The 12955-nt window shown below is 66.3% G+C and carries 18 protein-coding genes; 16 read left to right on the top strand and 2 right to left on the bottom strand.

Translation table 11 applies throughout. From position 1 onward, the window contains the following. Window positions 1–138 precede the first annotated feature (138 nt). The 16 genes from rpsH to rplQ all read left to right on the top strand — a co-directional run bounded on the left by rpsH (window position 139) and on the right by rplQ (window position 9837). On the top strand, window positions 139–537 hold the full coding sequence (rpsH, locus tag V7Z82_RS09030; RefSeq protein WP_334150374.1) for a 30S ribosomal protein S8: 399 nt from the start codon (window positions 139–141) through the stop codon (window positions 535–537). 6 nt (window positions 538–543) lie between these two features. Continuing rightward, window positions 544–1080, top strand: a complete 537-nt coding sequence (gene rplF / locus V7Z82_RS09025) for a 50S ribosomal protein L6 (protein WP_045278742.1) — start codon at window positions 544–546, stop codon at window positions 1078–1080. Between the two features lie 2 nt (window positions 1081–1082). Beyond that, entirely contained in the window at window positions 1083–1442 is a 360-nt protein-coding gene (gene rplR / locus V7Z82_RS09020; RefSeq protein WP_029260926.1) for a 50S ribosomal protein L18, read from the top strand. Between the two features lie 20 nt (window positions 1443–1462). Continuing rightward, window positions 1463–2155, top strand: coding sequence for a 30S ribosomal protein S5 (gene rpsE / locus V7Z82_RS09015; RefSeq protein ID WP_374197751.1), 693 nt, complete (start codon window positions 1463–1465; stop codon window positions 2153–2155). Then, window positions 2155–2340, top strand: coding sequence for a 50S ribosomal protein L30 (gene rpmD / locus V7Z82_RS09010; RefSeq protein ID WP_042538783.1), 186 nt, complete (start codon window positions 2155–2157; stop codon window positions 2338–2340). Before rpsE ends, rpmD begins: the two co-directional genes overlap by 1 nt. Further along, on the top strand, window positions 2340–2975 hold the full coding sequence (gene rplO, locus V7Z82_RS09005) for a 50S ribosomal protein L15 (protein WP_052678921.1): 636 nt from the start codon (window positions 2340–2342) through the stop codon (window positions 2973–2975). The genes rpmD and rplO overlap by 1 nt, the downstream gene beginning before the upstream one ends. Before the next feature lie 130 nt (window positions 2976–3105). Continuing rightward, window positions 3106–4428, top strand: a complete 1323-nt coding sequence (gene secY / locus V7Z82_RS09000; protein ID WP_334150363.1) for a preprotein translocase subunit SecY — start codon at window positions 3106–3108, stop codon at window positions 4426–4428. Further along, a complete protein-coding gene (locus tag V7Z82_RS08995) occupies window positions 4425–5021 on the top strand; it encodes an adenylate kinase (protein WP_334150361.1) in 597 nt (198 codons plus the stop codon). The genes secY and V7Z82_RS08995 overlap by 4 nt, the downstream gene beginning before the upstream one ends. Before the next feature lie 10 nt (window positions 5022–5031). After that, a complete protein-coding gene (gene map / locus V7Z82_RS08990; RefSeq protein WP_334150359.1) occupies window positions 5032–5883 on the top strand; it encodes a type I methionyl aminopeptidase in 852 nt (283 codons plus the stop codon). Beyond that, window positions 5883–6542: a DsbA family protein gene (locus tag V7Z82_RS08985; RefSeq protein WP_334150357.1), complete on the top strand. Its 660-nt coding sequence runs from the start codon at window positions 5883–5885 to the stop codon at window positions 6540–6542. Before map ends, V7Z82_RS08985 begins: the two co-directional genes overlap by 1 nt. A 179-nt stretch (window positions 6543–6721) precedes the next feature. After that, on the top strand, window positions 6722–6943 hold the full coding sequence (gene infA, locus V7Z82_RS08980) for a translation initiation factor IF-1 (RefSeq protein ID WP_017201569.1): 222 nt from the start codon (window positions 6722–6724) through the stop codon (window positions 6941–6943). A gap of 65 nt (window positions 6944–7008) precedes the next feature. After that, entirely contained in the window at window positions 7009–7125 is a 117-nt protein-coding gene (gene rpmJ / locus V7Z82_RS08975) for a 50S ribosomal protein L36 (protein WP_005050492.1), read from the top strand. Window positions 7126–7308: 183 nt separating this feature from the next. Further along, complete coding sequence (rpsM, locus tag V7Z82_RS08970) at window positions 7309–7683, top strand: 30S ribosomal protein S13 (protein ID WP_334150289.1); 375 nt, start codon at window positions 7309–7311, stop codon at window positions 7681–7683. 31 nt (window positions 7684–7714) lie between these two features. After that, on the top strand, window positions 7715–8113 hold the full coding sequence (gene rpsK / locus V7Z82_RS08965) for a 30S ribosomal protein S11 (protein WP_017829189.1): 399 nt from the start codon (window positions 7715–7717) through the stop codon (window positions 8111–8113). A 156-nt stretch (window positions 8114–8269) separates the two neighbouring features. Further along, entirely contained in the window at window positions 8270–9259 is a 990-nt protein-coding gene (locus V7Z82_RS08960) for a DNA-directed RNA polymerase subunit alpha (protein WP_045278736.1), read from the top strand. Between the two features lie 32 nt (window positions 9260–9291). Next, entirely contained in the window at window positions 9292–9837 is a 546-nt protein-coding gene (rplQ, locus tag V7Z82_RS08955; protein WP_334150264.1) for a 50S ribosomal protein L17, read from the top strand. A gap of 74 nt (window positions 9838–9911) precedes the next feature. Here rplQ and V7Z82_RS08950 read toward each other — a convergent pair whose 3' ends face one another. After that, the gene (locus tag V7Z82_RS08950; RefSeq protein WP_334150262.1) at window positions 9912–11486 is read right to left on the bottom strand and encodes an AMP-binding protein; all 1575 of its coding nucleotides are present in this window, start codon (window positions 11484–11486) and stop codon (window positions 9912–9914) included. Between the two features lie 85 nt (window positions 11487–11571). Next, window positions 11572–12822: a PAS domain-containing protein gene (locus V7Z82_RS08945; protein ID WP_334150260.1), complete on the bottom strand. Its 1251-nt coding sequence runs from the start codon at window positions 12820–12822 to the stop codon at window positions 11572–11574. Window positions 12823–12955 lie beyond the last annotated feature (133 nt).

Here is a 12955-nt window from a genome sequence, read left to right as displayed (position 1 = left end):
CAGAGACCTTCCGGTCTCTGAGCCTGTCGTTCGGTCACTGAGTTCGTCGAAGTGGCCGTACAATTGAAGATTGCGTGTCATCGCAGGCCGTCTGTCGTGTAACGGCAGCCGGAACCTCATGAACAAAGGAAAACAACAATGACAATGACAGACCCGGTCGCAGATCTGCTGACCCGTCTGCGCAACGCGAACTCGGCGCACCACGATTCCGTGACCCTGCCGTCGAGCAAGCTGAAGACGCACATCGCCGACATCCTCCAGCAGGAGGGCTACATCGCCGGCTGGGAGATCTCTGACGCTCGCGTCGGGAAGAACCTGACGCTGACGCTGAAGTACGGCCCGAACCGCGAGCGCTCCATCGCCGGCATCAAGCGTGTCTCGAAGCCCGGCCTCCGCGTGTACGCGAAGTCCACCGAGCTCCCCACGGTCCTCGGCGGTCTCGGCGTGGCCATCCTGTCCACCTCCTCCGGTCTTCTCACCGACCGTCAGGCAGAGCAGAAGGGCGTGGGCGGAGAAGTTCTCGCCTACGTGTGGTAATCCGAAATGTCGCGTATTGGACGACTTCCCATCGACGTTCCCGCGGGCGTGACCATCTCGGTCGACGGCCGTGAGGTCGCGGTGAAGGGCCCCAAGGGTGAGCTCACCCTGACGGTGGCCAGCCCCATCGAGGTCGCGGTCGAGGAGAACCAGGTTCTGGTCTCCCGTCCCGACGACGAGCGTGAGTCGCGGTCGCTTCACGGCCTGACCCGCACGCTCATCAACAACAACATCATCGGCGTGACCCAGGGCTACACCAAGGGTCTCGAGGTCGTCGGAACCGGTTACCGCGTGGCGCAGAAGGGCAGCTCGGTCGAGTTCGCCCTCGGCTTCTCGCACCCGGTCCTCATCGACCCGCCGGCCGGTATCACGCTCACGGTCGAGGGCAACAACAAGCTCACCGTCAGCGGAATCGACAAGCAGGCTGTCGGCGAGGCAGCTGCGAACATCCGCAAGATCCGCAAGCCCGAGCCGTACAAGGGCAAGGGTGTGCGCTACGCCGGCGAGAACGTGCGTCGCAAGGCCGGAAAGAGTGGTAAGTAACCATGGCTCTCAAGTCAAAGTCTGACGCCCGCGCGCGTCGTCACGCCCGCCTTCGCAAGAAGGTCGTCGGCACCGAGGTGCGTCCGCGCCTCGTCGTCAACCGTTCGGCTCGCCACGTCTTCGTGCAGCTCGTCGACGACAGCAAGGGTCACACCGTGGCGTCGGCTTCGACGCTCGAGACCGACCTGCGCTCGCTCGAGGGTGACAAGACCGCCAAGGCACGCAAGGTCGGCGAGCTGCTCGCCGAGCGCGCGAAGGCCGCCGGCGTTTCCGAGGCAGTGTTCGACCGTGGTGGCAACCGCTACGCCGGTCGTGTCGCAGCCATCGCCGATGGCGCCCGTGAAGGGGGGCTGGCACTGTGAGTGACAACAAGGAGAACGAAGTGACCGAAACGGCTGCTGCCGCTCCTGAGGCGGCTGCTGTCGTCTCTGAGACGGCCGCCGGCACGACCCAGGCTGAGCCGGCTCGCGAGGGCCGCCGCGGTGGCGGTCGCGATCGCAACCAGGGTGGCGGACGTGACCGCAACTCGCGCGATCGTGGCGACAACCAGTTCCTGGAGCGCGTCGTCACCATCAACCGCGTCTCGAAGGTCGTGAAGGGTGGTCGTCGCTTCAGCTTCACCGCCCTCGTGGTCGTCGGTGACGGCAACGGTCTGGTCGGTGTCGGCTACGGCAAGGCACGAGAGGTCCCCCTGGCGATCTCGAAGGGTGTCGAAGAGGCTAAGCGCAACTTCTTCCGCGTTCCGCGCGTCGGCAGCACCATCCCGCACCCCGTGCAGGGTGAGGCGGCCGCCGGTGTGGTCCTGCTCCGTCCGGCTGCTGCCGGTACCGGTGTCATCGCGGGTGGTCCGGTTCGCGCCGTCCTCGAGTGCGCCGGCATCCACGACGTGCTGTCGAAGTCGCTCGGCTCGTCGAACACGATCAACATCGTGCACGCGACCGTTGCTGCCCTGAAGCAGCTCGAGGAGCCCCGTGCGGTCGCCGCACGTCGCGGCCTCGAGTTCGACCAGGTGGCTCCGGCGCGTCTGGTCCGCGCGGAGGCAGACGCCATCGCCGCACAGAAGGTAGGTGCCTGATGGCTGCGCGCCTCAAGGTCACACAGGTCAAGTCCAAGGTGAGCGAGAAGCAGAACCAGCGTGACACGCTGCGCAGCCTCGGTCTGAAGCGAATCGGTGACAGCACCGTTCGCCCCGACGACGCGCAGACGCGCGGGTACGTCAAGACCGTCGCCCACCTCGTCAAGGTTGAGGAGATCGACTAATGGCTGAGAAGAACGACGCCGTCGAGGCCGAGAAGGCCCCGAAGAAGGCTGCCGCTCCCAAGGCTGCCGCTGAGAAGAAGCCCGCAGCGAAGAAGGCACCGGCCAAGGCCGCCGCCTCCAACGCCACGGCTGACTCCGCGGCCAAGAAGCCCGCTGCCAAGAAGGCTGCGCCGAAGAAGGATGCTCCGGCATCCCGCCCCGGCGTGCTGAAGGTGCACCACCTGCGTCCCGTCCCCGGCGCCAACACCGCGAAGACCCGTGTCGGTCGCGGTGAGGGCTCCAAGGGTAAGACCGCTGGTCGTGGTACCAAGGGCACCAAGGCTCGCAACACCGTTCGCGTCGGCTTCGAGGGTGGGCAGATGCCGCTGCACATGCGCACCCCGAAGCTGCGCGGGTTCAAGAACCCGTTCCGCGTCGAGTACCAGGTCGTGAACCTGGAGAAGCTCGCGGAGCTGTACCCGAAGGGTGGCGATGTCACCATCAGCGACCTGGTCGCCAAGGGTGCCGTTCGCAAGAACGAGAAGGTCAAGGTTCTCGGAAACGGCGACATCGCCGTGAAGCTCACCGTCGCGGTCGACAAGGTCTCGGGTTCTGCCGAGCAGAAGATCGTGGCTGCAGGCGGATCCGTCAAGTAACCATCACACAAGAGGGGCCGGAGATTCTCCGGCCCCTCTTGTGCTTCGGTCTCCCGGCATGGTCGGGGTAGGTTACCCTGGTCATTCAGCCGTCCTTCGGGATCCGGCAACCTTTTCAGGAGGAACGTCCTTGTTTAGCGCCATCGCGCGGATCTTCCGCACGCCCGACTTGCGTCGGAAGATCGGTTTCACCCTGGCCATCGTCGCCATCTACCGTCTCGGGTCCAACGTCCCCGCGCCGTTCGTGAACTTCCCGAACGTGGAGCAGTGCCTCGCGCAGAACCAGGGTGCCGACGGACTCCTGGGGCTGGTCAACCTCTTCTCCGGCGGTGCGCTGCTCCAGCTGTCGATCTTCGCCCTCGGTGTGATGCCGTACATCACCGCGACGATCATCACCCAGCTGCTGCGCGTCGTCATCCCGCACTTCGAGGCGCTGCACAAGGAAGGCCAGGCCGGCCAGGCCCGCCTGACCCAGTACACGCGCTACCTGACGATCGCTCTCGCGCTGCTGCAGTCGACGACGCTCGTCACGGTCGCTCGCAGCGGCCAGCTGTTCGGTGCATCCGACATCGCAGCCTGCCAGAACCTGCTCACGAACGACGTGTGGTGGGCGCAGCTGCTCATCATCATGGCGATGACCGCCGGCACCGGCCTCATCATGTGGTTCGCCGAGCTCGTCACCGAGCGCGGCATCGGCAACGGCATGTCGCTCCTCATCTTCACCTCGATCTCTGCCACGTTCCCCGGCGCGATGTGGATGATCTGGGAGAGCCGCGGCTTCGAGACCTTCCTGCTGGTGCTGCTGGTCGGCATCATCGTGATGGGCCTCGTGGTGTTCGTCGAGCAGTCGCAGCGACGGATCCCGGTGCAGTACGCCAAGCGCATGGTCGGACGCCGCACGTACGGCGGCACGAACACGTACATCCCGATCAAGGTGAACATGGCGGGTGTGATCCCGGTGATCTTCGCCTCGTCGCTGCTGTACATCCCTGCGCTCATCGCGCAGTTCAACACCCCGCAGGACGGCTCGACGCCGGCCGCCTGGGTCACCTGGATCAGCACGTACTTCACCACGGGCAACCACCCGATCTACATGCTGGCCTACTTCCTGCTGATCATCGGGTTCACCTACTTCTACGTCGCGATCACCTTCAACCCTGTCGAGGTCGCCGACAACATGAAGAAGTACGGCGGGTTCATCCCCGGCATCCGTGCCGGTCGTCCGACCGCCGAGTACCTCGACTACGTCCTGACGCGCATCACGCTTCCCGGATCCATCTACCTGGGTCTCATCGCGCTGATCCCGCTGATCGCCCTCGCCACGGTCGGCGCCAACCAGAACTTCCCGTTCGGTGGCGCGTCCATCCTGATCATCGTGGGTGTCGGTCTCGAGACGGTCAAGCAGATCGACGCGCAGCTGCAGCAGCGCCATTACGAAGGGCTTCTTCGATGACGACATCCGCACGTCTCCTGATCGTCGGCCCGCAGGGCTCCGGAAAGGGCACGCAGGGTGTCCGCATCGCCGAGTCCTACGGCATCCCGGTCGTCTCGACCGGCGACATCTTCCGCGCGAACATCAAGGAGGGGACTCCGCTCGGCCAGCAGGTCACGCAGATCCTCGACAAGGGCGACCTCGTGCCGGACGAGCTGACCAGCGAGATCGTGCGCGACCGTCTGTCGCAGGACGACGCGGCGAACGGGTTCCTGCTCGACGGGTACCCGCGCAACACCGCGCAGGTGGCGCACCTGGAGTCGTTCCTCTCTGAGCGCGGCGCGGCCCTCGACGCCGTGATCCTGCTCGACGTGCCCCGCGAGGAGAGCCTGGAGCGTCTGACGCTCCGCGCCACCGAGCAGGGACGATCGGATGACACCCCTGAGGCCATCGGTCACCGCCTCGACATCTACGAGCGCGAGACCGCTCCGATCCTCGAGGTCTACGGCGCCAAGGGCATCGTCGACCGCATCGACGGGGTCGGCTCGCTCGACGAGATCACCTCCCGCGTGTTCGCCGCACTGACCGCTCGCGGTCTGCGCCTCGCGGCCTGAGCGTCCGGAGATGTTCCGCCGGTCGATCTACAAGACCCCGGCTCAGCTGAGGTCCATGGTGGAGCCAGGGCTCATCACGGCGGCGGCGCTCGACGCCGTGCGGCCGCTGATCCGTCCGGGTGTCACCACGCTGGAGCTGGATGCAGCGGCGAACGCCGCGATCATCGCCCGCGGCGCCGAGTCGAACTTCCAGCTCGTGCGCGGCTACCACCACACGATCTGCGTCTCGGTCAACGAGCAGGTCGTGCACGGCATCCCCGGGGAGCGCGTGCTGCAGGCCGGCGACATCGTCTCGGTCGACTGCGGAGCGCAGTTCGAGGGGTGGAACGGCGACAGCGCCGTGACCTTCGTCGTCCCCGACCCTGAGCGTCCAGAGCTCGTCGCCCGACGCGAGGAGCTCTCCCGCGTCACCGAGGGCTCCATGTGGGCCGGTATCGCTGCCATGGCCTCGGCATCCCACATCGGCGAGATCGGTGCGGCCATCCAGGCGTACATCGAGGCGCAGGGGCCGTCCGAGGTGTCGGGGGAGACCTACGGCATCCTCCGCGAGTACGTGGGTCACGGCATCGGTCGCAAGATGCACGAGGCGCCCAGCGTCTTCAACTACCGCACACCTGACCCCGGCGCCGAGGTCAAGCCCGGTCTCGTGCTGGCGATCGAGCCCATGGTCACGGCGGGCGGCGAGGCCACGTTCATCGAGGACGACGACTGGACCGTCACGACCGTCGACGGCACAGATGGCTCACACTGGGAACATAGCGTGGCCCTGCATGATGGGGGTATCTGGGTGCTGACCGCGCCCGATGGTGGAAGAGCCGGACTCGCCCCGTTCGGGGTCGAGCCTCGAGAGATCGGAAAGTAATGGCAGCGGCGAAGAGCAACACCAACTGGTTCGCGATCGGCGTCTCGGCCGCCGTGGTCGTGGTGCTGGTGGTCCTCGGCGGACTCGTGGTGTTCCTGAACAATCAGGCGACCGCTCCCGGTCCGACGCCCGGCGGCGCATTGATCAGCGAGGAGACCGGCGCGATCACCGTCGGCAAGGGCGACAAGACGATCGACACGTACATCGACTTCATGTGCCCGATCTGCGGCCAGTTCGAAGACGCGTACGGTGAGCAGCTTCAGACGGCAGCAGCGAACGACGAGATCACGCTGAACATCCACCCGATCGCCATCCTCGACTTCCGCTCGACGACCGAGTACTCGTCGCGCGCGGCAGCGGCCATGTACTGCGTCGCGGAGAACGACCCCGACTCGGCGATCCCCTTCATGAACCTGCTCTTCCAGAATCAGCCCGCAGAGGGCTCGGCGGGGCTCGACGACAACCAGCTCGCGTCGTACGCGGAGCAGGCCGGTGCGACGAAGTCGGCTGACTGCATCGCCGACAAGGAGTACATCAAGTTCCCTGTCGCTCAGGCGAAGGAGCATGACATCAAGGGCACGCCGACGGTCGAGATCGATGGAAAGCGCATCGACAACACCGAGATCGCCACGCAGTTCGCGGACATCTTCGGCGGATGACCTGCGGGAGGCCCCGAGTTCCCAGCGGACTCGGGGCCTCTGCATTTGCCGGATGGCCCCAGAGCGTCTAACATAGATCTTTGGTGCTTTGTGCCTTGATTCGGCGTGTCCGGCGGCGCAGTACCACAACCCAATCACCCACCGCAGATCGACCGGTCTGCAGAAGCGTCAGCGAGGCTATGGCTAAGAAAGACGGTGTCATCGAGATCGAGGGCGTGATCTCCGAGGCTCTCCCCAACGCGATGTTCCGCGTTGAACTGAGCAACGGACACAAGGTCCTGGCAACGATCTCAGGCAAGATGCGGCAGAACTACATCCGCATCATCCCCGAAGACCGCGTGGTCGTGGAGCTCAGCCCCTACGACCTCACCCGCGGCCGTATCGTCTACCGCTACCGCTAGCCGGTCGAGAAGTAACGGCCTGCCTCGGATTCGGGGCGGTACGAAGACAGCGAACAGGAAACATCATGAAGGTCAACCCCAGCGTCAAGCCCATCTGCGATCACTGCAAGGTGATCCGCCGTCACGGCCGCGTCATGGTGATCTGCAAGAGCAACCCGCGTCACAAGCAGCGTCAGGGCTAAGCACCTGCGCTGCGCGGCATCGCTCGCGCACATCTCACAACTGAATACACAGACGGCAGGATCAGACGCTTCGACTGGCTCAGCGACCGGGTGACCGGTACGAGACAATCGACGCCGACACCTCGGGGCGGAGGCCCGGGCACCGATCCTGTTCCACACCTCCACAACATCCAGGAGAACCGCATGGCACGTCTTGCCGGCGTTGACATCCCGCGCGACAAGCGCGTGGTGATCGCCCTTACCTACATCTACGGCGTCGGCCGTACCCGCTCGGTCGAGATCCTCAAGGCAACTGAGATCGACGAGAGCATCCGCGTGAAGGACCTCAGCGACGAGCAGCTGATCGCCCTCCGCGACCACATCGAAGGCAACTACAAGGTGGAGGGTGACCTGCGCCGCGAGGTTGCAGCAGACATCCGCCGCAAGGTCGAGATCGGCTCCTACGAGGGCATCCGCCACCGTCGTGGTCTCCCGGTCCGTGGTCAGCGCACCAAGACCAACGCCCGTACCCGCAAGGGCCCGAAGCGCACCGTCGCAGGCAAGAAGAAGGCCCGCTAAGCGCGGCCTCAGGGACTAGGAGAACACTTTCATGGCTGCACCCAAGGCCGCCGCGCGCAAGCCGCGCCGCAAGGAAAAGAAGAACATCGCGCTGGGCCAGGCCCACATCAAGTCGACGTTCAACAACACGATCGTCTCGATCACGGACCCGTCCGGCGCTGTCATCGCGTGGGCATCGTCGGGTGGCGTGGGCTTCAAGGGCTCCCGCAAGTCGACCCCGTACGCCGCCGGCATGGCAGCCGAGTCCGCTGCCCGTCAGGCTGCGGAGCACGGCGTCAAGAAGGTCGACGTCCTCGTGAAGGGTCCGGGCTCCGGCCGCGAGACCGCGATCCGTTCGCTCCAGGCCGCTGGCCTCGAGGTCGGCTCGATCCAGGATGTCACCCCGCAGGCGCACAACGGCTGCCGTCCGCCGAAGCGTCGCCGCGTCTGATCCGGCTCGGTGAGCCGCTCGCCCTCCGACAGGCTCAGGGAGCCAACGTCTGAGGGCCGGGCGGCTCTCCGCCCGCATGCGGGCATCGACTTCCACAACTCAAGACCTCACCCACCACATGTCATATAGCGGTCATGTGATCGAAAGGAACACAGAGTGCTTATTGCACAGCGTCCCACACTCACCGAGGAAAAGATCGTCGAGAACCGGAGCCGGTTCATCATCGAGCCTCTGGAGCCCGGCTTCGGATACACGATCGGCAACGCGCTGCGTCGCAGCCTGCTGTCGTCGATCCCCGGCGCCGCTGTCACCAGCGTTCGCATCGACGGTGTGCTGCACGAGTTCAGCACCATCCCCGGCGTGAAGGAGGATGTCACCGAGATCATCCTCAACATCAAGGGACTGGTCGTCTCCTCGGAGCGCGACGAGCCCATCACCGCGTACCTGCGCAAGACCGGTTCTGGCGAAGTGACCGCCGCTGACATCTCGGCTCCGGCCGGTGTCGAGGTGCACAACCCCGAGCTCGTCATCGCGACGCTGAACGACACCGCGAAGTTCGAGCTCGAGCTGACGATCGAGCGTGGCCGTGGCTACGTCTCGGGCACGCAGAACCGTAACGAGTACGCCGAGGCCGGTCAGATCCCGATCGACTCGATCTACTCGCCCGTCCTGAAGGTCAGCTACCGCGTCGAGGCGACTCGTGCCGGTGAGCGCACCGACTTCGACAAGCTCATCCTCGACGTCGAGACCAAGAACAGCATCGTCCCGCGCGATGCCGTCGCTTCGGCCGCCAAGACGCTGACCGAGCTGTTCGGCCTCGCCCGCGAGCTGAACGTCGAGGCCGAGGGCATCGAGATCGGCCCGGCGCCGGTGGAGGCAGTGAACTCCAGCGAGCTGTCGATGCCGATCGAGGACCTCGACCTGTCGGTCCGCTCGTACAACTGCCTGAAGCGTGAGGGCATCAACACCGTTTCCGAGCTCGTCGCCCTGTCGGAGACGCAGCTCATGAACATCCGCAATTTCGGCCAGAAGTCGGTCGACGAGGTGCGCGACAAGCTCATCTCGCTCGGTCTGTCGCTCAAGGATTCGGTGCCCGGTTTCGACGGCGCCCACTTCTACGGCGGCAGCGAAGACGAGTCCTTCTGAACCCCGACCTTCTGACCAGGAGTTAGACGATTATGCCCAAGCCCACCAAGGGTCCCCGCCTCGGAGGCGGCCCCGCACACGAGCGCCTCATGCTTGCCAACCTCGCAGCGGCGCTCTACACCCACAAGTCGATCAAGACGACCGAGACCAAGGCCAAGCGCCTGCGTCCGCTCGCCGAGCGTCTGATCACCTTCGCCAAGCGCGGCGACCTGCACGCACGCCGTCGCGTGCTCGCGGTCATCGGCGACAAGAGCGTCGTGCACACGCTCTTCGCTGAGATCGCTCCGCTGGTCGCTGACCGTGAGGGTGGCTACACCCGCATCACGAAGGTCGGCAACCGCAAGGGTGACAACGCACCCATGGCCGTGATCGAGCTCGTCCTCGAGCCCGTCACGCCGAAGGCGAAGTCGGCCAAGAAGACCGCTGCCGCTGAGAAGCCGGCAAAGGTCGAGGAAGCCCCCGTCGAGGAGGCTCCCGTCGAGGAGGCTCCCGCCGAGGACGCCGCCGACGCCGGTGCCGAGTCGCAGGCCGAGGGCGAAGCAGCCGAGGCTGCCGCCGAGGACGCTGTCGAGAAGTAAGCACCTCTCATCACGACGAAGCCCGCCGCCCCTTCCGGGGTGGCGGGCTTCGTCGTTTCCTGAGCCGGGGCGGGTCAGCGCGCGCGGAGGTCCTTGCGCAGGATCTTCCCGGAGGCCGACTTGGGGATCGCGTCGATGAATTCCACCTGCCGCACCTTCTCGTGCGGTGCGACGCGCGCGGCGACGTGGGCCATGACGGCATCCGCATCGAGCTCCGCACCCTGCTGCACCACGACGAAGGCCTTCGGCACTTCCTGGCCGTCGTCGTCGGATGCGCCGATGACCGCTGCATCCGCGATCGAGGGGTGCTCCAGCAGCACCGCTTCGAGCACGGCAGGTGCGACCTGATAGCCCTTGTACTTGATGAGCTCCTTCAAGCGGTCGACGATGCGGAAGATCCCGTCATGCGTCACGGTGGCGACGTCTCCGGTGTGCAGCCATCCGTCGTCGTCGAGCATCTCCGCCGTGGCATCAGGACGGTTCAGGTAGCCCTTCATCACCTGGGGGCCTCGGATCAGGATCTCACCCGGCTCGCTCACGCCCTCGGTCGGCGCCTCGACATCGCGCCCGGTCTCGGAGTCGACCAGCCGGGCCTCGGTGCCGGCGAGCAGCAGCCCGACGCTCGAGCGGTCCAGGTCGTCGCGGTCCGCGGGGATCGCGTGCGTCACCGGGCTGGTCTCGGTCATGCCGTAGCCCTGGCAGACCGTGCAGTGCAGACGCGTCGCGACCGCGGACGCGAGCGCTCCGTCGAGGGGAGCGGCTCCCGAGAAGATCACCTTGATCGACGACAGGTCGTACTGATCGACGAGCGGATGCTTCGCCAGGGCCACCGCGATCGGCGGCGCGATGAACACCCACGTCGTCCGATGCTCGGCGACGACCCTGAGGAAGTCGGTGAGATCGAACTTCGGCATCGTGACGAGCGCAGCGCGCTGGCGGAGTGCGAAGTTCAGCAGCACGGTCATACCGTAGATGTGGAAGAAGGGGAGCACCGCGAGGACGCGGTCGTCGTCGGCGAGCGAGATCGTCGAGCGGCACTGGCTCACGTTCGCGACGAGGTTGCGGTGCGTCAGCATCACGCCCTTGGGACGACCGGTCGTGCCGGAGGAATACGGCAGCACCGCGAGGTGCTCGGCAGGGTCGAACGTCACGTCCGGAGCCTGGTGCCCTTCTCCGAGGAGTGCGGGGAGGGACGGATGCCCGTCGGCGCCGTCGAGCACGATGAGGTGGTCGGCGGCGATCCCGACCTTCTCGGCCGCTGCCTGCGCGCCCGGGAGCAGCGGCGACACGGTGATGAGCCAGTCGGCCTCGGCGTCGGTGAGCTGGTTGGCGATCTCGTCGGCTGTGTAGAGCGAGTTGACGGTGGTCGCGGTGGCGCCGGCGCGGAGGATGCCGTGGAACACCGTCGCGAACGCGGGGATGTTCGGGCAGAGCACGCCGACACGCGTGCCGACGCCGACCCCGCGCGCTGCGAGCGCACCCGCGAAGAGCTCGATCTGGCCGATGAGCTGACGGTAGGTGGTCTCGGCGCCGCTCGTCCCGTCGATCAGCGCGGTGGCGTCGAGCCTGGCGTCGTCGAGGTCGCCGAACAGGAAGTCGAAGACGGAGACGTCGGGGATCTCCACATCGGGGAAGGTGCTGCGAACCATGAGATCTCCTTCGATCCGGCCGGAGACCGCGTCGTCCCCGGTGATGGGATCAAGTGTCGCATAGACGGGGACTGCGTCCCAGAGCTCATCGAGGATTCCCCGGCTCCTGCCGGGAGTCGGCCCCCTCGATGACCCGGTAGCGCGTGCTCGGCCGTCCCTTGGTGGAGTAGTCGAGTGTGCGGACCGCCCTGCCGGAGCTCGCGAGGTGCTCCAGGTAGCGACGAGCGCTCACCCGTGAGACCTGCACGTCATCGCCGATCTCCGACGCCGAAGCATCAGGATGCGCGACGAGCGCGGCCACGACCCGGTCGAGCGTCTCTGCGCTCAGCCCTTTGGGCACCCCGAAGCGCTCCCGGAACGCGATGATCGCATCCGCCGTCTCGACGCGTCGGACCGCGTCGTGCAGCTCGGTGTGGTCGCGCAGCAGCAGGGTCGCCCCGACACCCCGCCCGCCGGCATCGCTGCCGGTACTGCGAGCCACCAGCACACGGGCGCCGACGATGACCGGCCGCCCGACCGTCTCTCCCTCGCGCAGCACGGTGGCGAGCTCAGGACCCAGCGCCTCGTCGGCATCCGCTCCGTCCAGCGCTTCGACGCCGGTGCCGAGGAAGCGAGCGGCCGCGTCGTTCGCGAGCGTGATGCGTCCCTGCTCGTCGACCGTGATCACGCCCTCGCTGAGACCATGCAGCGTCGTCTCCTGATTCTTCACCAGCGCGGCGATCTGGTGCGGTTCGAGTCGGTAGATGCGGCGGCGGATGACCGCGGTCACCCACGCCGAGCCGAAGACGCCGGCGACGGCGGCCGCCAGCATCGCGGCGATGAGCCAGGAGAGGTTCGACATGAACTCGGCGTTGAGCTCGGACTCGAGGATGCCGACGGATGCGGTGCCCATCACTGTGCCGTCGGCATCGCGGATCGGCACCTTGACCCGCCACGACGGGCCGAGCGTGCCGGTCTGCGTGCCGACGTAGACCTCGCCGGAGAGCGGGATCGACGGGTCCGTCGACACGCGTTCCCCGATGCGGTCCGGATCCGGGTGCGAGTAGCGGATGCCGTCGGAGTTCGCGACGACGACATAGGCCAGGTCCGACGCCTTGCGGATGACCTCGGCGACGGGCTGGATCTCCGCGGATGGATCGGCGTCGTCGAAGGCCTCGAGGATGGTCGGCAGCTGCGCGATCGATTGGGCCACCGCCTGCATCCGGTCCTTGTAGCCCTCCCGGAGCGCATGCTCCTGGAACGCCCCGGCGACCACACCGGTCGCGAGCGTCACGAGGAACACGATCAGCGCCTGCAGAAGCAGCAGCTGCACGCGAAGCGTCATCTTCGAAGCCACCTGACCATTGTCGCGGGTGCCGGTGCAGCCCGCGAGCGGATGGAGGCGGCGTTCGCGACCAATAGTTTCGGAACCGGGAGCAATAGTTTCCGAAGCTTGAGCGCCGGGGTCGCTGCTCCCAGGGTTGACGGAC

Source organism: Microbacterium sp. (genome assembly GCF_036823965.1).
Classification (GTDB): domain Bacteria; phylum Actinomycetota; class Actinomycetes; order Actinomycetales; family Microbacteriaceae; genus Microbacterium.
The sequence above is the reverse complement of the archived record's forward strand: the minus strand, read 5'-3'. Positions and strand labels throughout refer to the sequence as shown.